The organism is Pinirhizobacter sp. (genome assembly GCF_036499745.1).
Lineage (GTDB): Bacteria > Pseudomonadota > Gammaproteobacteria > Xanthomonadales > Rhodanobacteraceae > Pinirhizobacter.
On sequence record NZ_DASYDG010000045.1, the window covers coordinates 109,289 to 128,148 of the forward strand.

14 protein-coding genes and 1 riboswitch are annotated in these 18,860 nt (G+C 63.7%); of the genes, 4 read left to right on the forward strand and 10 right to left on the reverse strand.

The annotated features are described in order from the left end of the window. On the reverse strand, positions 1–2,088 hold the full coding sequence (locus VGM61_RS15740; RefSeq protein WP_331523810.1) for a putative bifunctional diguanylate cyclase/phosphodiesterase: 2,088 nt from the start codon (positions 2,086–2,088) through the stop codon (positions 1–3). A 192-nt stretch (positions 2,089–2,280) separates the two neighbouring features. Continuing rightward, a riboswitch (glycine riboswitch) is annotated at positions 2,281–2,378 on the forward strand. 44 nt (positions 2,379–2,422) lie between these two features. Here VGM61_RS15740 and gcvP point away from each other — a divergent pair. Continuing rightward, positions 2,423–5,314: an aminomethyl-transferring glycine dehydrogenase gene (gcvP, locus tag VGM61_RS15745; protein WP_331523812.1), complete on the forward strand. Its 2,892-nt coding sequence runs from the start codon at positions 2,423–2,425 to the stop codon at positions 5,312–5,314. A gap of 57 nt (positions 5,315–5,371) precedes the next feature. Here gcvP and VGM61_RS15750 read toward each other — a convergent pair whose 3' ends face one another. Together VGM61_RS15750 and VGM61_RS15755 are read right to left on the reverse strand one after the other, a co-directional pair. Beyond that, positions 5,372–6,016, reverse strand: a complete 645-nt coding sequence (locus VGM61_RS15750) for a hypothetical protein (RefSeq protein ID WP_331523813.1) — start codon at positions 6,014–6,016, stop codon at positions 5,372–5,374. Positions 6,017–6,186: 170 nt separating this feature from the next. Further along, positions 6,187–6,882, reverse strand: a complete 696-nt coding sequence (locus VGM61_RS15755; RefSeq protein ID WP_331523814.1) for an aspartate/glutamate racemase family protein — start codon at positions 6,880–6,882, stop codon at positions 6,187–6,189. 153 nt (positions 6,883–7,035) lie between these two features. Between VGM61_RS15755 and VGM61_RS15760 the strand changes: the two genes are divergently transcribed. Further along, complete coding sequence (locus tag VGM61_RS15760; protein ID WP_331523815.1) at positions 7,036–8,892, forward strand: glycoside hydrolase family 15 protein; 1,857 nt, start codon at positions 7,036–7,038, stop codon at positions 8,890–8,892. Between the two features lie 61 nt (positions 8,893–8,953). Here the strand turns inward: VGM61_RS15760 and VGM61_RS15765 are convergent, their stop codons facing one another. The 6 genes from VGM61_RS15765 to miaA all read right to left on the reverse strand — a co-directional run bounded on the left by VGM61_RS15765 (position 8,954) and on the right by miaA (position 15,154). Further along, positions 8,954–10,264, reverse strand: coding sequence for an adenylosuccinate synthase (locus VGM61_RS15765; protein ID WP_331523816.1), 1,311 nt, complete (start codon positions 10,262–10,264; stop codon positions 8,954–8,956). A 91-nt stretch (positions 10,265–10,355) separates the two neighbouring features. Then, complete coding sequence (gene hflC / locus VGM61_RS15770) at positions 10,356–11,225, reverse strand: protease modulator HflC (protein WP_331523817.1); 870 nt, start codon at positions 11,223–11,225, stop codon at positions 10,356–10,358. Continuing rightward, entirely contained in the window at positions 11,222–12,358 is a 1,137-nt protein-coding gene (gene hflK / locus VGM61_RS15775; protein WP_331523818.1) for an FtsH protease activity modulator HflK, read from the reverse strand. Before hflK ends, hflC begins: the two co-directional genes overlap by 4 nt. An 83-nt stretch (positions 12,359–12,441) precedes the next feature. Beyond that, positions 12,442–13,749 (reverse strand): ribosome rescue GTPase HflX, encoded by a 1,308-nt coding sequence (gene hflX / locus VGM61_RS15780; RefSeq protein ID WP_331523819.1) that lies wholly within the window; start codon positions 13,747–13,749, stop codon positions 12,442–12,444. A 70-nt stretch (positions 13,750–13,819) separates the two neighbouring features. Further along, on the reverse strand, positions 13,820–14,086 hold the full coding sequence (hfq, locus tag VGM61_RS15785; RefSeq protein ID WP_250623905.1) for an RNA chaperone Hfq: 267 nt from the start codon (positions 14,084–14,086) through the stop codon (positions 13,820–13,822). A 117-nt stretch (positions 14,087–14,203) separates the two neighbouring features. Then, positions 14,204–15,154 carry a tRNA (adenosine(37)-N6)-dimethylallyltransferase MiaA gene (miaA, locus tag VGM61_RS15790; RefSeq protein ID WP_331523820.1) on the reverse strand — a complete coding sequence of 317 codons (951 nt, stop codon included), beginning with the start codon at positions 15,152–15,154 and terminating at the stop codon, positions 14,204–14,206. Positions 15,155–15,271: 117 nt separating this feature from the next. On the opposite strand from miaA, the gene VGM61_RS15795 reads away from it, so the two are divergent. Further along, on the forward strand, positions 15,272–15,472 hold the full coding sequence (locus tag VGM61_RS15795) for a hypothetical protein (protein WP_331523821.1): 201 nt from the start codon (positions 15,272–15,274) through the stop codon (positions 15,470–15,472). Here VGM61_RS15795 and VGM61_RS15800 read toward each other — a convergent pair. Next, a complete protein-coding gene (locus VGM61_RS15800) occupies positions 15,469–17,631 on the reverse strand; it encodes a S46 family peptidase (RefSeq protein WP_331523822.1) in 2,163 nt (720 codons plus the stop codon). The two genes, VGM61_RS15795 and VGM61_RS15800, sit on opposite strands and share 4 nt — an antisense overlap. Before the next feature lie 141 nt (positions 17,632–17,772). Between VGM61_RS15800 and tdh the strand changes: the two genes are divergently transcribed. After that, positions 17,773–18,810 (forward strand): L-threonine 3-dehydrogenase, encoded by a 1,038-nt coding sequence (tdh, locus tag VGM61_RS15805; RefSeq protein ID WP_331523823.1) that lies wholly within the window; start codon positions 17,773–17,775, stop codon positions 18,808–18,810. The last annotated feature ends 50 nt before the right edge of the window (positions 18,811–18,860 follow it).

The window sequence follows — 18,860 nt, forward strand, 5'->3', positions numbered from 1 at the left end:
TTACACCTTCAGTGCAGGCCGCGCGATCTTCAGGTACTTCTCTTCGAAGGCCGCCGGCGCCAGCGGGTAGGACATGTAAAAGCCCTGCACCTGGTCACAGTCGAGCGCGCGCAACTGCTCAGCCTGGTTGAGCGTCTCCACGCCCTCGGCCACCACTTCCATCCCCAAGGTGTGGGCCAGGGCGATGATCGCCGAGACGATCGCCTTGGACTCCACGCTGTCGCTCTCCAGCGAATGGGTGAAGAAGCGGTCGATCTTCAGCTGCTTGGCCTGGAATTTCTGCAAATAGGCCAGTGAGGAATAACCGGTGCCGAAGTCGTCGATGGCGAATTCGAAGCCACGTTCCTGGAAGTCGCGCAGGATCTCCACCGTGCGCTCGGCGTCCTGCATGGCAACGGTTTCGGTGACCTCGAACATGATCTGCGAAGGCTTCAGGTGGGCATCGGCAACGATCTGCGCGGCCATGTCCACCAGGTCCGGTTGCGATAGCTGCAGCGGCGACAGGTTGATCGCCACGCGCATCGGGGCATGGCCCTTGTCCTGCCATTCGCGCATCTGGCGGCAGGTCTCGCGCATCACCCACTCGCCGATGCGGGCAATCTGCCCCGTGCGCTCGGCCACGCCGATGAATTCCAGCGGCGACACCGAACCGAGCACCGGGTGATTCCAGCGCGCCAGGGCCTCAGCGCCCGTGAGCTCGCCACTTGGGCCGTCGTGCTTGGATTGGAAATGCACTGACAGCGTGCCGTCCTCGGTGGCCGTCTGCAGCCCGCGCTGGATGTCCAGCATGCGGATCGAGCGCTGCTTCATGTCCATCTCGAACACACGGAAACCGTTGCGGCCGCTTTCCTTGGCACCGTACATGGCGACATCGGCATTGGCGATGAGCTCATCCACCGTTTCGCCATCGGTGGGATAGAAGGCGATGCCGATGCTGGGCGTTACCCGCAGCGAGGTGCCGTTGACGGTGAAATTCTCACGCATGCGGGCGATCGCCCGCTCGGCCACCTGAATGGCGGTATCGCGCGACACCAGGCGCTCGACCACGGCGACGAACTCATCACCACCCACCCGTGCCAGGGTACCGCGGCGCAAGCCGGAGGACAGCCGTGCGGCCACGGCGCGAAGCAATTCATCGCCGAAGGAATGGCCCAGGGAATCGTTGATCGCCTTGAAGCCGTCCAGATCGACGTAGAGCACGGCCACTTCGGTATTCTGCTGGCGCGCTTCCTCGATCGCCTGTTCCAGGCGCCGTCCCAGTGTTACGCGGTTGGGGAGGCTCGTCAGCGGATCGTGCGTGGCCATGTGCAGCAAACGGCTGTTGAGCTGGTTGATCGAACCGGACAGCCGCTGCGTGTCGCGATGCAGCCGGCTTTCAAGGTATGAAAGCATCAGCCCCACGAGCAGGATCGCCGTGCTGATCACGCCCGCCACCAGGGCCAGCACGTTGGGACTCAGGTCCGTCGCCGCACCGCAGATCGAACCCGGCGGGAAGTTGGCGGCGGCCATGCCGCTGTAGTGCATGCCGGCGATGGCAAGGCCCATCGCCGCCGCGGCGGTAGCACGCTTGAACGCCAGCTGGCTCTGTCGGCTGTCCTTCAGCGCATGGGCAATGCGGATGGCGGCGATCGAGGCACCGATGGCGATCAGCACCGAGGCGCTGAACCAGTACGGATCGTAGACGATGCCCGGCATCATCAACATGCTGGCCATACCGGTGTAGTGCATGCCGGCGATGCCAAGCCCCAGTGCAACCCCACCCACCGCCAGCAGCGGCCATCGCAGGCGCGGCATGGCCACCAGCAACAACACGAAGTAGGACACCACCACCGCGATCAGCGCCGATACCGCGGTGAGCTTGAGATCGAAGCCCATGGCGATGGGCATGCGCAGGGCCTGCATGCCGATGAAATGCATCGACCAGATGCCAATGCCAAGCGCCAGCGCTCCGCCGCACAGCCAGGCCTGCCGGGCAAGCGGCGTCCTGACCACGGCGATGCGGCCGGACAGGTCCAGTGCCGTGTACGAGGCCAGGAAGGCCACGAGCAGGGAACAGCCCACCAGCGCGAGGTTGTAATGTCCAGTCATGAAGAATTTCGCGGCCCGCCAAGGGGCGGCCCCCATTCTGGGATGATAACGGCTCCCATCAAGAATTCTTGAGTCCCGGGCGCCCGACGGCTGTATAATCTTCAGCTATGGCGCGGTGGGAGAAGCGGTCCGAAAGATCGCTGCCGAAGGCGCAACGCCCGTAATCGCTCAGGCTCCCATACCACCGCCCCGTTGCAACACTCTGGAGAGACCGGTCAAACCCGGCGCCGAAGGTGCACGAAGCCGTTCATCGCTTCCAAACTCTCAGGCAAAAGGACAGAGGGGCGCCCCACGTGCCGGCACGGCACGACTGTCCTATGCCCTGAGAAACCCCATGGCCCAGCCTCGTTCCCCCTCTCTGCGCGACCTCGAATACCACGGCGCGTTCATCGACCGTCACATCGGCCCGAACGATGCCGAAATCGGCGCCATGCTGAACGTCCTTGGCCATGATTCGCTTGACGCCATGACCGATGCCATCGTCCCGGCTTCGATCCGCTCGCCCAAGGCGCTGGCGCTGCCTTCCGCCATGACCGAAGTGGAGGCCCTGGCCCGCATCCGGACCATCGCCGACAAGAACCAGGTCTTCCGCAACTTCATCGGCCAGGGCTACTACGGCACCCACACGCCGAACGTGATCCTGCGCAACGTGCTGGAGAACCCGGCCTGGTACACCGCCTACACCCCCTACCAGGCGGAAATCTCCCAGGGCCGCATGGAAGCGCTGATCAACTTCCAGACCATGGTCGCCGACCTCACCGGCATGGACATCTCCAACGCTTCCCTGCTGGACGAAGCCACCGCCGCCGCCGAGGCCATGGCCCTGGCGCGTCGCTCGGCCAAGGCGAAGTCGAAGGTGTTCTTCGTATCCTCAGGTGTACACCCGCAAACCATCGAAGTGCTGCGCACGCGCGCCGATGGCATCGGCATCGAGGTGGTGGTGGGTGATGACGCCGACGCCGCCGGCACGGATTGCTTCGGCGTACTGCTGCAGTACCCGAACACGTTCGGCCAGGTGAACGATTACAGGGCACTGGCCGATGCGGTGCATGCGCGCGGCGGCCTGGTGTCGGTTGCGACGGACCTGCTGGCCCTCACCGTCATTGCTTCGCCCGGAAGCTGGGGCGCGGACATCGTGGTCGGCAACAGCCAGCGCTTCGGCGTGCCGTTTGGCTTCGGCGGGCCGCACGCCGCCTACATGGCTTGTCGCGACGCCTACAAGCGTTCCATCCCCGGCCGCCTGATCGGCGTGTCGGTGGATGCCGAGGGCAAGCCTGCCTACCGTCTTACCCTACAGACCCGCGAGCAACACATCCGCCGCGAGAAAGCCACGTCCAACATCTGTACCGCACAAGTGCTGCTGGCCGTGATGGCCAGCATGTACGCCGTGTACCACGGCCCGGAGGGCCTGGAACGCATTGCCCGCCGTACGCACCGCCTGGCCGCCATCCTGGCCGCCTCGTTGCGTCACGTGGGCGCCACGGTCGGCCCGGACTTCTTCGACACCCTGCACGTGATGGGCGTGGATGCCGCCTCGGTTCACGCGGCGGCTGCCCGCGCTGGTATCAACCTGCGCATCATCGACAGCGCATCGTTGGGCATCAGCCTGGACGAAACCACCACCCGCGACGACGTCGTTGCACTGGCCGCACTCTTCGGCGCGGAAATTTCCGATATCGACGTGCTGGACGGCAAGATCCCCGACGCCCTGCCCCCCGGCCTGCTGCGCACCACCCCCTACCTGCAGCATCCGGTGTTCAACACCCATCACAGCGAGCACGAACTCCTGCGCTACCTGCGCGGCCTGGCCGACAAGGACCTGGCGCTGGATCGCACGATGATCCCGCTGGGCTCGTGCACCATGAAGCTCAACGCCACCGCCGAGATGATCCCGGTAACGTGGCCTGAGTTCGCCAACATGCATCCGCTGGCCCCGGCCAACCAGGCCATCGGCTACAAGCAGTTGATCGATGAGCTCGAAGCCATGCTGGTGGAATGCACCGGCTACGATTCGGTAAGCCTGCAGCCAAACTCGGGCGCGCAGGGTGAGTACGCGGGCCTGCTGGCCATCCGCGAATACCATCGTTCACGCGGCGAAGGCCACCGCGACATCTGCCTGATTCCTGAATCGGCCCACGGCACCAACCCGGCATCGGCGCAGATGTGCGGCATGGAAGTGGTGGTTACCCGCTGCGATGCCAACGGTAACGTCGATGTAGCCGACATTCGCGCCAAGGCCGAGAAATATTCGCAGCGCCTGGCCGCATTGATGATCACCTACCCCTCAACGCACGGCGTGTTCGAGGAAGACGTGGTCGAGATCTGCGAGATCGTGCACCAGCACGGCGGCCAGGTGTACACCGACGGTGCCAACATGAATGCGCTGGTGGGCGTGGCGCGCCCCGGCAAGTGGGGCTCGGACGTCTCGCACCTGAACCTGCACAAGACCTTCTGCATCCCGCACGGCGGCGGCGGCCCGGGCGTGGGCCCATGCGCCGTGAAGTCGCACCTGGCTCCATTCCTGCCGCGCGCCTTCGGCGAAGAGGGCAAGGGCGGCATGGTGAGCGCGGCAAGCTTCGGCTCGGCGTCGATCCTGCCCATCAGCTGGATGTACATCACGCTGATGGGTACCTCCGGGCTGCGCAAGGCCACCCAGGTGGCGCTGTTGAATGCCAACTACATCGCCAAGCGGCTTGAAGCGCACTACGACACCCTGTACATGGGCCGCAACGGCCTGGTGGCGCACGAATGCATCCTGGATCTGCGCCCGCTGAAAGACGCCACCGGCATCGGCGCTGAAGACGTGGCCAAGCGTCTGATCGACTTCGGCTTCCACGCCCCCACCTTGAGCTTCCCCGTGGCCGGCACGCTGATGGTCGAGCCCACCGAAAGCGAATCGATGCACGAGTTGGACCGTTTCATCGACGCCATGATCCAGATCCGCGACGAAATCCGCGCGGTTGAAGAAGGCAAACTCGACCGCGAGGACAATCCGCTCAAGCACGCCCCGCACACTGCCACCCAGGTGACCGCGAGCGAGTGGAAGCATGCCTATCCGCGCGAACTGGCCGCCTTCCCGCTGGAAAGCCTGCGCCAGCAGAAGTACTGGTCGCCGGTGGCCCGTGTCGACAATGTATATGGCGACAAGAACGTGTTCTGCAGTTGCGTGCCGATCGAAGCCTTCAAGGGTGAGATCGAGGCGTTTAGCGAACCGAACGTTGCCTGACGAAGAAGCCCCGCGAGAGCGGGGCTTTTTTGTAATATCGCGCTCCATTTGGCAGGATCAGAAGCTCAGTCCCAACGGCCTGGTGCAGCCGTACTGCTCGTCGATCCTGTCCACGTCCCTGGACGACATACGTCGCGCAATCAATTCTTCCGGGGTAAGGTGCCGCCACACGTCAACATCGATGCAGTGTCGATTCGTCACACCGAAGAGACGTTGGGTGGCACGCATCACCGCACCGACGCCCTGGTTCATCGGGTTGATCAAACCAATGCCCTGTACGATGCGCCGATCAGAGCCCGGGACCCCGTGAACATCACGGACGTGTTGAGCGTCGAGTAACCGTTGGTGAAAACCGCCATCGCCCGTGGGCGCTTTGTCATCCGTGTAGCGATTGGGCGAGGCAGGCATGGTCGGTGTGCTGTTTGAACGCACCTCCGATGGCAGTGCGGTGACCGGCGTGGCGCTCTGGACAGGGAGCGGTGCAGGCGTTCTCCCTGATCTCTTCTGATGGGCGCGTAACGTCGGCACAGCCGGTCGAAACACCGGTAGCGCCAATGGCGTGGAAGTCGACGTCTGCAGAATGAAACGCAACTTGAGTGCCAGCGTGTCGTTCTCCACGATCGATGTCGTGTCTCGATCATAGTTTGCCGGTCGCAGCAGCAGCATCAATAAACCAAGATGGCAGCTGATCACCATGGCCATCGCGGCCACTCGCCACATCGATTCGCGCAGACTGCCGGACTCTCCTTCTACCCTCACAAGCGGCCTCCCCTCCTGCAAAGCAGGAACCGCCCCGGTCGAACACCGTGAGTGACATTCCTTTTGCCTGCCAATGGGACAGCCGGCGACGCGGGAAGGTTCAATGCATGGGATCAGTCCGCCAAGGCCAGCTCCACGGCCGCCACCGCGTGCAGTCCCGCGGTATCGAACAAGGGTGTGGATGTATGTTGTCTCTGCACCAGCAAGGTTAGCTCGGTGCAGCCGAGGATGATGCCTTGGGCGCCTTGTTCAACCAGTTGATTGATCACTCGCAATACCGCGTCACGGGAATTTTCATTTATGGTGCCGTGGCATAGTTCATCGTAGATCAGCGCATGCACCGCATCGCGTCCGGCAGCATCGGGAACGACCGTCTGGATCCCATGCTTGTCCCGCAGCCGGTCGATGTAGAACGGTCGTTCCATGGTGAAACGGGTGCCGAGCAGGCCCACATGGGTAATGCCTGCCGTCTTCAGGGCCTCGGCGGTCGGATCGACGATATGGATGAAAGGAATGCGCAACGCCTCCTCGATGGCCCCGGCCACCTCGTGCATCGTATTCGTGCACAGCAGCACGAAATCCGCGCCAGCGGCCTGCACCTGCCCTGCCGCCTGCGCCAGCAACTGGCCTGCGTCATCCCAACGCCCTTCCACTTGCATGCGAACGATGTCGTCGAAACAGACGGTGACCATCACGCTGCGCGCGTTGTTGTGCCCGCCCAGGCGCTCCTTCATGCCCTGGTTCACCAGGCGGTAGTACTCCGCGGAGGATTCATGGCTCATGCCGCCGATCAGTCCGATGGTCTTCATGCGTGGGTCCTGCGTTTCGTAGGGACCCCGGCATCATTCCATGATCGGGCGTTTGGGTGGCGTATCCACGCCACGTAACGGATACCAGGCATTTATCCAGCGATCACGCCCTACCCTGTTTGATGGCGGCAATGCCAAAAACAGGCCCAAGCCATGGCGAAGAAGAAAGCAGGGTTTTCCCGCCGCAAGGCGCCCGTCCGGGCCGATGATGCCGTGGCCATCGCGCCGAACCGAGGCATCGCCGACCACGGCATCATCGGCAACCTCGCCACCGTGGCGTTGGTGACGCTCGACGGCGCCATCGACTTCATGTGCTGGCCCCGCTTCGATTCACCCACGATATTCGCTTCCCTGCTGGATACGCAGACAGGCGGCGTGTTCGAGCTCGCACCCGACATTGACGATCCCCGCATCGTGCAGATCTATCTTCCCGATACCAATGTGCTGGTGACGCGCTGGATGGGCGATGGCGCCACGGTGGAAGTGACCGACATGATGCCGCCGTTGGGCCAGGTGGGCGGCGATGCTTGCCGCCTGGTGCGACGCGTCACCGTGCATCGCGGCAAGGTACGCATGCGCTTGCGATGCGCGCCACGCCCTGCCTATGCCAGCAAGACGCCCAAGGTAGAGGTCAAGGGCAAGCAGGCAAGGTTTCACGCCACCGGCACGCCAACATTCCTCCTTCGCACGAACATCCGGCTATCGGCAGGCGATGGCGAAGCCACGGCAACCTTTCCCATCGAGGAAGGTGAAAGCACGGACATCATGTTCGAAGAAGATGGTGCGTGTGTATCCACCACCGATGAAATGATGACGCATACCATTGAGTTCTGGCGCGGCTGGGCGCGCCGTTCCACGTACCGCGGCCGCTGGCGCGGGGCGGTCCAGCGTTCTTCCCTGCTGCTGAAGCTGCTGGTATCGCTCGAATATGGCTCTATGGTGGCTGCCGCCACCTTCGGACTGCCCGAGACCCATGGCGGCATGCGCAACTGGGATTACCGCGCCACGTGGATCCGCGACGCCTCCTTCGCCGTCTACGGTTTGATGCGTCTGGGTTATACCGACGAAGCGATTGCCTACAATCGCTGGGTCGCCGGTCGCGTGGCCGAATCGCCCAACGGCAGGCCGAAGGTGATGTACGCGGTCGATGGCAGCGAGGTACCTGATGAAGTGAACCTGGACCATCTGGCAGGCTATGGTGGCGCGCGCCCGGTGCGCATCGGTAATGCTGCCGCCAATCAGCTTCAGCTGGACATCTACGGCGAACTGATGGATTCGATCTACCTCACCAACAAGTACGGCGAGGCGATCTCGCATGCGAACTGGGAGGCGGTGATTCAACTGGTCGACCATGTGTGCAAGCACTGGAAAGTGGCCGACGCCGGGATCTGGGAAATGCGCAACGACCGCCAGGAACACTTGCACTCGCGCGTGATGTGCTGGGTAACCGTGGACAGGGCCATCCGCCTGGCCAGCAAGCGCTCACTGGCGGCGCCCTTCGACCAGTGGATCCCGGCACGCAATGCATTGAGCAAGAACATCTGGGACGAATTCTTCAATCCCGACGTCGGGCATTTCGTGCATGCCCCCGGAAGCAAAGACGTCGATAGCGCAATGCTGATGATGCCGCTGGTGAGGTTCATCAGCGCCACGGATCCCGCGTGGCTCGCCACCATGGATGCCATCGAGAAGCAGCTGGCCGATCGCCTGGTGGTGCGCCGCTACACAGGCGACGACGGTCTGGTCGGGCCCGAGGGCGCGTTCGCTGCGTGTTCGTTCTGGTACGTCGAATGCCTTGCCCGCGCCGGCCGCCGCGAGGAGGCGGAAATCAATTTCGAAAAACTCCTCGCCTTCGGCAACCACGTAGGCCTGTTCTCCGAAGAATTCGACTCACGCGGTTGCCTGGTGGGGAATTTCCCGCAGGCCTTCACCCACCTGGCGCTAATCAGCGCAGCGTTTTATCTCAACCGGCAGATCGATCATCCGCAAGGGCAGTCCTGGCCTGCGTAGATGGCGCAAAAGGAAAGGGCCCACATGCGGGCCCTTTCTTCTGGTGTGTCCGGCGATGGCCTCAGCAATTACCGGCGCGTTCGGCGAACGGGTCGTCAAGCACGATGGTGTCTTCGCGGTCGGCACCGGTGGCGACCAGCGCCAGGCGGCAACCGGAGAGCTCTTCTATCGAACGCAGGTACGCACGTGCCGCGGCGGGCAGCTTGTTCCAGTCACGGATGCCGGCGGTGGATTCTTCCCAGCCGGGGAAGTCCAGGTACACCGGCTTGCACTCGTCCCAGCCGTCGGCATCGAGCGGTGCCAGCTCGCGGCGCTTGCCGCGGTATTCATAGGCAATGCAGACGCGAATGGATTCAAGCCCATCGAGCACGTCGAGTTTGGTGATGGCCAGGCCATTGATGCCGTTGATCTGTACGGCGCGTTTCAGCGCGACCAGGTCGATCCAGCCGCAGCGGCGCGGGCGGCCGGTGCTGGCGCCGAATTCGTTGCCGACCTTGCGCAGGCGCTCGCCCATTTCATCATTGAGTTCCGTGGGGAACGGACCACTGCCCACGCGCGTTGCGTAGGCTTTGCAGATGCCCAGCACGTAATCGATATCGGCGGCGCCCACGCCGGTGCCGGCAAGCGCACCACCGATGGTGGTGTTGGACGAGGTGACGTACGGATAGGTGCCGTGGTCGATGTCCAGCAGCGCGCCCTGTGCGCCTTCGAACAGGATGTTGCCGCCGTCGCGGCGCACGTCATGCAGGATGGTGGCGACGTCGTCGATCATCGGACGCAGGTACTCGCCCCAGGTCAGCGCTTCATCGAGCACCGTCTGGTAGTCGACCGGCTCGGCCTTCAGCCACTGGGTGAGCACGAAGTTGTAGTACTCCACGGCGGCCTTCAATTTCTCCGGCAGTTCGTGCGGGTACATGAGGTCGGCCACCCGGATTGAACGGCGGGCGACCTTGTCTTCGTAGGCTGGGCCGATACCACGGCCGGTGGTGCCGATGGCCTTGGCACCGGAGGCGATCTCGCGGGCCTTATCCAGGGCGATGTGGTACGGCATGATCAGCGGCGTGGCCGGCGATATCTTCAGGCGCGGGCGAACGTCCACGCCCTGGGCTTCCAGTTCGGCGATCTCGCTCATCAGTGCAGCCGGCGACAGCACCACGCCGTTGCCGATAAGGCAGAGCGCGTCGTCGCGCAGGATGCCCGACGGGATCAGGTGCAGCACCGTCTTCTTGCCCTTGATCACCAGGGTATGGCCGGCGTTGTGGCCGCCCTGGAAACGGGCGACGGCGGCGACACGCTCGGTAAGCAGGTCGACGATCTTGCCCTTGCCTTCGTCGCCCCACTGGGCGCCGAGGATCACTACTGATTTGCCCATCTTTTTTGCTCGCAAAAATAAATAAGTAAAGGGTTTGATCTGCCTCTGGAGTTCTCATCAGCGCCAAAGCGCAAACATGAAGCTCCCCGGCCTACCGAGCTTTCGCTCCACCATCATTGAAATACCGCAGGAAGTCCGATTCCGGCTTCAGGATCAGAACACCCTTTCCATCCAGGAAGGAGGTGCGGTACGCCTGCAGGCTACGATAGAAATCGAAGAAGTCTGGGTCTTGTCCATACGATTGCGCATAGATTGCCGCCGCCTGGGCGTCGCCATCGCCACGCACCGTGGCAGCTTCGCGCTCGGCGTCGGCCAGCAGTACCGCCTTCTGGCGGTCGGCGTCGGCGCGGATGCGCTCGCCCGCTTCCTTGCCGCGCGAGCGCAGGTCGTTGGCCAGCTGCATGCGCTCGGCGCGCATGCGCTTGTACACCGAGTCGCTCACCTCGTCGGGCAATTCAATGCGCTTGATGCGCACGTCCACCACTTCGATACCCAGGCTGCGGCGAGCCGCGGCGTCGGTCTGGCTTCGCACGCGGTTGGTGATGTCATCGCGGCCATTGGCCACCACCGCCTGCAGCGGACGGGAATTGAACTCAAAGCGCAGCGCATCCTTGACGATCGGGGTCAACCGCTGCGCAGCCTGCAGCTGTTCGCCGGCCGTGGCGCGATAGTAGGCCGCGTTATCGGCGATCCGCCACTTCACGTAGAAGTCGACGTTGACGCTTTTCTTCTCGGAGGTGAAGTAGCGCTCCGGCTGGGCATCGAGGTTCAGGATGCGGTTGTCCAGCAGCACTACCTGCTGCACCACCGGCAGCTTGAAGTGGAGGCCCGGGTTGTAGTCGGCACGGACGATGCGGCCGAACTGGAGCAGGAGGGCGCTCTGGCCTTCCTTGACGACGAAGGCACTGTTCAGCCCCAGCAGTACCACCAGCAGGCCGACGAAGGCATAGACGATTTTCATGGCTTGGCCTCCTGCGCGGGGTTGGAATCCACGGCGCTGGCCGCCGACTGCACCACGCCCGTCAACGACCGTCCCGTGCCCGCGGCACGCTCGGAGGGCAGGTTGATGATGTTCTTGCCGTTGCTGCCATCCACCACCTTGGCATTGTTGGCCATCACCTGCTCCATGGTTTCCAGGTACAGGCGGCGACGCGTGACGCCAGGGGCCGCCCGGTATTCCTTCAGCAACTGGTTGAACTGGGTGGTGTCGCCCGTGGCGCGGGCGACGCGTTCGGCGCGATAGCCTTCGGCCAGCGCTGCTACGCGCGCGCCCTGGGCGCGGGCGTCGGGCAGCACGCCGTTGGCGTAGGCACGGGCCTCGTTCTCGCTGCGCTGTTTGTCTTCACGCGCCGCGTTGACGTCGTCGAAGGCATCCTTCACCTCCGCCGGCGGGGCCACGTTCTGGAAGCTGATGTCATTGACCACCAGGCCGGAGTTGTAGCTGTCGAGCGTTTTCTGCAGCGCAGAACGAATCTGCTGTTGCAGGGTTTCGCGGGTTTTCGGCTCGATCGCGGCGGTAGCCGTGGCCGGCGCGGCAGCGGTGCCGGCGGCAGCGGGCATGTCGCCGGGGCTGGTCAGGATGTTGTCCATGTCGTTGGCACCGACCACCGAGCGCACGGCCGCTTCGGCCGCGAGGCGAAGCGTATCGGCCGGTGGCTCGCCCAGCGAGAACAGGAACTTGCGCGCGTCGGACACCTGGAACTGGACGTTGAAGTCCACCGTGATGATGTTTTCGTCGCTGGTGAGCATGCGGGCGTTGACCGACACCGACTGCACCTGGGTCGTCTGCACCCGGGTGACCGTTTCGAACGGCCGGGGCAGCTTCAGGTGAAAGCCCGGGGACAACATCCGCGAGAACTGGCCGAAGCGCAGCACCACGCCTACTTCGCGCGTGCCGACGATGGCGTAACTGGACAGCAGTAGCCAGGCCAGCAGGATGGCCAGCACCACGGTGATGATTCCGCCGCTGTTACCCAGCCGGCCGAAGCGTGATTTGAGGCTCTTGAGCAAGCCTTCGATGTCGGTCTTGCGACCGCTGGCCCTCTGGCGGTTCCAGGGATCCTTCTGGCCGTTGCCGGGTTCGTTCCATGCCATGGGAGGCATTCTCCATTTTAAGAACGCAAACGGGGTCAATCTTATCAGATAAGACCGGCGCTTGACCCGCGCCGGAAGGGATTTCAGGCCTCGATGCCCTCGACTTCGAGCAACTGACGCAGTGGCGCGGCATGCTCGTCGCCACCGGCCAGGGGTGCCAGGACGCTGCGCGGGGCGTCGAGATCCAGATGCCAGCCCGAGTCGTCGATACGTTCGGCGACAATTGCCCCGGCGGCCTTCAGCCGGGCGTGCAGACGGCCGGCGCCCAGCGACAACGACACCGTGGCGTGGACTCTTTCACCGCCCAGGAGTTCGCCCAGCACGACCCGCAGGCCATCCAGGCCCTCGCCCGTGGCGGCTGACAACCACACCTGGGAGGGCTTGCCGTCGGCATCGCGGTCGATGCGGGCCGGCAGGCCAGCCAGGTCGATCTTGTTCATGATGGACAGTTGCGGCACGTCGCCGGCACCGATTTCCTCCAGCACGCCGTTGACCACCCGGCGCAGCAAATCGCGTTCTTCGTCCGCCGCATCGCTGACATGCAGCAGGAGGTCTGCGTCGCGGGCCTCGGCCAGCGTCGCACGGAAGGCTGCGACCAGATCGTGTGGCAGCTCCCGGATGAAGCCGACCGTATCGGCGAGCACCGCCGGACCGCAAGAGAGGTCGTCCACCTTGCGCACGGTGGGATCGAGCGTGGCGAACAGGAGATCGGCGGTGTATACGCCACCGGTGGTAAGGGCGTTGAACAAGGTGGACTTGCCCGCGTTGGTGTAACCCACCAGGGCCACGCGTGGCACCGTGTTGCGCAGGCGTGAGCGGCGCTGCTGGGTGCGCTGGGTTTGCACTTTTTCCAGGCGTTTGGTCAGCATCTTCACCCGCTCGCCAAGCAGGCGGCGATCGGTTTCCAGCTGGGTTTCGCCGGGGCCGCGCAGCCCGATGGCACCACCGCGCTGGCTGTCCAGATGCGTCCAGCCCCGGACCAGGCGCGTGGCCAGGTGCTTCAACTGGGCCAGTTCCACCTCCAGCTTGCCTTCATGCGAGCGGGCGCGCTGCGCGAAGATGTCCAGGATCAGCCCGGCACGGTCGACCACGCGCACGGAGAGGAGTTTTTCCAGGTTGCGTTCCTGGACCGGGGTAAGGATGTGGTCTACCAGCACCACGTCCGCTTCCAGGGCGCGGACGGCTTCGGCGACCTCGTCGGCCTTGCCGGTACCGATGTAATACCGGGGATTGGGATCTTCCACCCGCGCGGCCACGTGGCCCAGCACCTCGGCGCCGGCCGAGCGGACCAGTTCAGCGAATTCTTCCCCGCGGCGAACGCCATCACCCATGCTTCGCGAATGCGGTAGCACCAGCAGGGCCCGTTCACCCTTCTTTTTTCTATCGAACACTAAGTATGTTCCGCCTGGAGGCTACGGATTGTCCCGTAGCCTCCCTTGGTATAGGCGGACCGGGCCGGTATCAAGCGTCCGCTTCGATCCCGGCCACGCCGCCCTCGGCATGGTTCTCGTGGCCGCCCACCCGCACATTGCGGCTGGGCACGACGGTGGAGATGGCATGCTTGTAGACCATCTGGCAAACCTGGTTGCGCAACATCACCGCAAACTGGTCGAACGACTCGATGGTGCCCTGCAACTTGATGCCATTGACCAGGTAGATGGCTACCGGGACGCGCTCACGGCGCATGGTGTTCAGGAACGGGTCTTGCAACGACTGCCCTTTGGACATTTTTTCTTCTCCCCTCGCCAACCGACAGGACCGGGTAAAAAAGACGCCTTCCGGCGCCCCGGTCCCAAGTGCTTGGAATCTTAACTGCTTTTAAATCGCGTTAGAAAGCGGTCTGCGTCACGCCCCTGAAAGTGGGGTGAAAAGCCGGGTGGCGGCAGAGACGAAAGCCGTAAGTTCCGGGCGATCGGGGTCGAAAACCCGGGCATCGAGCTGGGCCCTGAGCCAGGTCCGCTGCCTTTTGGCCAGCTGACGGGTCGCAAATACGCCCCGCTCGCGGAATTCGGCCGCGGACGTGGCGCCGTCCAGGTGTTCCCATGCCTGGCGGTAGCCGACGGCCCGGATGGCGGGCAGGTCGGCGTGCAGGTCACCCCGGGCCCGGAGGTTGCGGACCTCCTCGATGAAGCCGTCGGTAAGCATCTGGTCGAAGCGCATGGCAATGCGTTCAGCCAGGAGAGCGCGGTCGGTGGGCACCAGGGCGAGCTTCAGGATCCGCCAGCCGAAAGGCCGACGTGTTGATTGCTGCAGTTCGCTCAAGGGGCGGCCGGTGAGCTCGATCACTTCCAGCGCCCTCTGGATGCGCTGGACGTCACCGGGCTTGATCCGCTCGCCGGCGACTGGGTCAAGACGGGACAGCCGATCGTGCATTCCGGCCCAGCCCACCTCTTCAGCTTCGGTCGCCAGGCGCGCCCTCACGTCGGCGTTGGCCTCGGGCAGGTTGGAAAGCCCCTCGTGCAAGGCGCGGAAATACAGCCCGGTGCCGCCGACCAACAAGGGGATGTTGCCCCGGGCGGTGATGGCCTTCATCACCGGCACCGCGTCGGCGGCGAAATCGGCTGCGGAATAAGGCCGCGCCGGATCGCGGATATCGATCAACGCATGCGGATAACGGGCCTGCGTTGCCTTGTCGGGTTTGGCTGTGCCGATATCCATGCCACGGTAGACCAGCGCCGAGTCGACGCTGACTATCTCTACGGGAAAGGCATCGGCAAGACGACACGCCAACGCCGTCTTGCCCGATGCGGTCGGGCCCATCAGGAATATCGCAGGCGGGCGTAGGTCGTGAGGCATGCACGGCATGGTAACGGTTCGCAACGGATAGAAGCTTGTAGCGAAAGACGACATTCAAATCGCCGCGGAGTGCGTACCATCGATCTCATGCCCCCGGACAACACGGAAGCGACAAGGATGCGAAACACCACTCCCGACCGGGACACCATCGTGCGAGATGCCCCGTCCGCGGATGAACTCAACGCACACATCCGCGCCCGAACGTCAAAGCTCTTGGCAGAGTCGGAAAAGATCGCCGCCGAGGCGCGCTGGTATCCCTTCGTAGCGGTCGCTGGGATATTCGCCGCTGCCGTCGGTTTCGTGAAGCTGCTCGATTAGTGCCCCTTTACTGGCGGCACGCCCAGTTCACCTAGCAACCCTGGTGACGGATAAACCTTATCCATCAACCAGCGCATGTAGCGCATGTCCACGTGGATCGCCCGCTTGTACCGTGGGTCGTACATCCAGCTGGCGCTAACCGCTTCCCAATTGCTGTCGAAGTTCAGCCCCACCAGCTCACCGCGGGCATTGAGTACCGGTGAGCCGGAGTTGCCTCCCGTAGTATCGAGGTTGGAGAGGAAATCGACCGGCAGGCTGCCAAGCTTTGTATCCGCGTAATCGCCGAAGTCACGCTTGCCGATCGCTGCCAGCAACGGCGCGGGTGCATCGAAGGGAATTTTTCCGGTGTTCTTTTCCACGATGCCCTCGACGGTAGTCAGGGGTGCATAGGTCACCGCGTCGCGAGCCTTGAGCGGCGTGACCTTGCCGTAGCTCACACGAAGCGTGCCATTGGCATCGGGGTACACCGCCTTGCCCTGCGATTGCCGATATGCGATCAAGGCATGCATGTAGGTCGGCCGCAGGCGCATCAGGTCGCCTTCGCGCGCTTTGCGTTCGTCATCCATGCGCAGCACGGCGGGACGCAGGGCACGCGCCAGTACCAGCAGCGCGTCGTCGGCGCCGGCCACTTCGCCCGGCGCCTGGTCAAACCACTTCAGGCGAGTGGTTTCGTCCCCCAGTTTCGTGGCGCCATATACCTTGTCCATGGCTATTTTCAGCGCCTCAGGCGTACGTCCGAAGGCCTTGTCGAACTCAGGCAAGCGCTCGTCGTCGGGCAGTTTCTGATATCGCTCCAGCACCACGGCGAGCAGCGCTTTCTCCACCGCCGGCTGGTAGCGGCGCGAGACCTGCTTCAACTGGCTGCGGATCAACTCCTCGTCGCGCTTCTGGTAACCGGTTTCCCTTTCGGCATCGGGCTTGGCACGTTCCACCGCCAGTCGATCGATTGACAGCGCCGCACGCAGCAGCTGGGTCTGAGAGGTAAGCACGCCCAGCAATAAATCGCGCGCGCGCACGCCCTTGCCGGCATCAAGCACACCCGATAGAGCGTCGATGCCACTGCGGGTAGATGCTCCATCGGGCCGCGCCGCAAGCCACGCCAGCATCGCTTTCTCGTCATTGGCTCGCACAATGACCGCATCGCTGCGGTGCAAGCCTTCCAGCTCGCCTGAGTAACGCTTGCTCACGTTCTTGAGCGATTGCAGTTGCGAGGCGTAACGGATCTCCGCGTCCTTGTCATGTTTGCCGGCGGTTTCGATCACGTCCTGAAGTTGAGCGAGTAGGTCCACCGTGGTCGGAAGGCGCCACTGGACCTGGTCGGCGAACTCACCAGCGGTGCGATGGCGATAGGTGGTGCCCGGGTAACCGGCCAGCATGACGAAGTCGCCCTCGGCCACCCCACCATGGGCCACCTGCAGATGCGCCGGCGGATGGTAGGGCTGGTTGTCCGGCGAATAGTCCGCTGGCTTGCCGTCCTTGCCCACGTAGGCGCGCAATACGGTGAAATCGCCGGCATGGCGCGGCCAGACGAAGTTATCCACTTCATCGCCGTAATTGCCGATCGCCCGCGGCGGCGCGTACACCAGGCGCAGGTCGCGCAGCTCCAGTTGCTTCACCAGGTAAAAATCGGTGCCGTAGAACATGTTGGCCACCGAACACTTCAGGCCCTCGCCTTGCTCGCACTCGGCTACCAGCTTCTTGCTGGCCGCGTCCACGGCGTCGTAATAGGCCCGGCCCGTGGTGCCGCGTGCGCCGGCAAGCACCCGGTCGGTGACCTTGTCGAAGCCCACCGTCACGCGCAGCCGGTAGTCGGGATTGGCGGGAAGCTCAGCAGCCCGGTCGGCCGCCACGTAGCCCTGGGTGATCAGGTCGCGGTCGGGCTTGGAGTTGTACTGGATCACCCCGAAGGCCACGTGGTGGTTGGTAACCACCAGGCCGTCGGCCGAAACGAAAGCCCCCGTGCCGCCACCGATCTTGACCACGGCGGAGAGCGGCGGCCGGGTGAGGTCGGCCAACTCCGCTGGATTTCCCTTGAAACCGGCCTGGGCCATGGGTTTGGCGATGGAGGGCAGCTGCGAAGGCAGCCACATGCCTTCATCGGCGCGGATATCGGCGGCCAGCGCCATCGCGGCGCCCAGCACGGCAGTTCGGACTTTCATGGTCTTCCTTGGGTTGTCCTGCTCCGATCGCAGGATTTCACGAAACATAGACCGAACGTGGCCTTGCGGGCAAACCCACCCCCTCCCCTCGTATAATCCGGGGTTTGGCCCGTACCCCGCGGGCGCCAGCCGGAACTCCCCATGCAGCAGCAGACGATGAAAGCCCTGGTCAAGCGCAAGCCCGAGCAGGGCATCTGGATGGAAGAAGTACCGGTACCGGAGGCCGGCGCGAACGAAGTGCTGATCAAGATGGAAAAAACCGCCATCTGCGGCACCGACCTGCACATCTACAAATGGGACGAATGGTCCCAGCGCACCATCACGCCGGGCCTTACCATCGGCCACGAATTCGTCGGCCGCATTGCCGCGATCGGCCCTGGCGTTACCGGCTACAAGGTGGGCGACCGCGTCTCGGCCGAAGGCCATATCGTCTGTGGCCATTGCCGAAACTGTCGTGCCGGCCGCCAGCACCTGTGCCCGAACACCGTGGGCATCGGTGTGAACCGCAACGGCGCCTTCGCCGAATACATGACGATGCCGGCCTCCAACCTGTGGCCGATCCCCGACCAGATTCCTTCGGAACTTGCCGCATTCTTCGACCCGTACGGCAATGCCGCACATTGCGCGCTTGAGTTCGACCTGATCGGCGAGGACGTGCTTATCACCGGCGCCGGCCCCATCGGCATCATCGCCGCGGGCATCGCCAAGCACGTGGGTGCGCGCAACGTGGTGGTGACGGACGTCAACGATTATCGCCTAAAGCTTGCTGCTGACATGGGCGCCACCCGCGTGGTGAACGTATCGAAGCAGTCGTTGAAGGAAACGGTGAAGGACCTGCACATCGAGGGCTTCGACGTCGGCCTGGAAATGAGCGGCAACCCCCGCGCCTTCGCCGACATGCTCGACTGCATGTACCACGGCGGCAAGGTGGCCATGCTTGGCATCATGCCGCGCGGCGCCGGCATCGACTGGGACAAGGTGATCTTCAAGGGCCTTACCCTGCAGGGCATCTACGGCCGCCGCATGTACGAGACCTGGTACAAGATGACCCAGATGGTGCTGACCGGCTTCCCGCTGCAGAAGGTGTTGACGCACCAGATCGCCATCGACGACTTCCAGAAGGGCTTCGACCTGATGGATGCCGGTAACTGTGGCAAGGTGGTCTGTTCCTGGAATTGAGGTAGCGCAAGCGCCCCGGGGAAGAGTGGGCAAGGGCACAACGGCAAATT

What these genes read in the sequence shown, in the direction of transcription:
- VGM61_RS15740 (WP_331523810.1), bottom strand. Translation starts at nt 2,088, where the DNA reads ATGACTGGACATTACAACCTCGCGCTGGTGGGCTGTTCCCTGCTCGTG.
- gcvP (WP_331523812.1), top strand. Translation starts at nt 2,423, where the DNA reads ATGGCCCAGCCTCGTTCCCCCTCTCTGCGCGACCTCGAATACCACGGC.
- VGM61_RS15750 (WP_331523813.1), bottom strand. Translation starts at nt 6,016, where the DNA reads ATGGCCATGGTGATCAGCTGCCATCTTGGTTTATTGATGCTGCTGCTG.
- VGM61_RS15755 (WP_331523814.1), bottom strand. Translation starts at nt 6,882, where the DNA reads ATGAAGACCATCGGACTGATCGGCGGCATGAGCCATGAATCCTCCGCG.
- VGM61_RS15760 (WP_331523815.1), top strand. Translation starts at nt 7,036, where the DNA reads ATGGCGAAGAAGAAAGCAGGGTTTTCCCGCCGCAAGGCGCCCGTCCGG.
- VGM61_RS15765 (WP_331523816.1), bottom strand. Translation starts at nt 10,264, where the DNA reads ATGGGCAAATCAGTAGTGATCCTCGGCGCCCAGTGGGGCGACGAAGGC.
- hflC (WP_331523817.1), bottom strand. Translation starts at nt 11,225, where the DNA reads ATGAAAATCGTCTATGCCTTCGTCGGCCTGCTGGTGGTACTGCTGGGG.
- hflK (WP_331523818.1), bottom strand. Translation starts at nt 12,358, where the DNA reads ATGGCATGGAACGAACCCGGCAACGGCCAGAAGGATCCCTGGAACCGC.
- hfq (WP_250623905.1), bottom strand. Translation starts at nt 14,086, where the DNA reads ATGTCCAAAGGGCAGTCGTTGCAAGACCCGTTCCTGAACACCATGCGC.
- miaA (WP_331523820.1), bottom strand. Translation starts at nt 15,154, where the DNA reads ATGCCTCACGACCTACGCCCGCCTGCGATATTCCTGATGGGCCCGACC.
- VGM61_RS15795 (WP_331523821.1), top strand. Translation starts at nt 15,272, where the DNA reads ATGCGAAACACCACTCCCGACCGGGACACCATCGTGCGAGATGCCCCG.
- VGM61_RS15800 (WP_331523822.1), bottom strand. Translation starts at nt 17,631, where the DNA reads ATGAAAGTCCGAACTGCCGTGCTGGGCGCCGCGATGGCGCTGGCCGCC.
- tdh (WP_331523823.1), top strand. Translation starts at nt 17,773, where the DNA reads ATGCAGCAGCAGACGATGAAAGCCCTGGTCAAGCGCAAGCCCGAGCAG.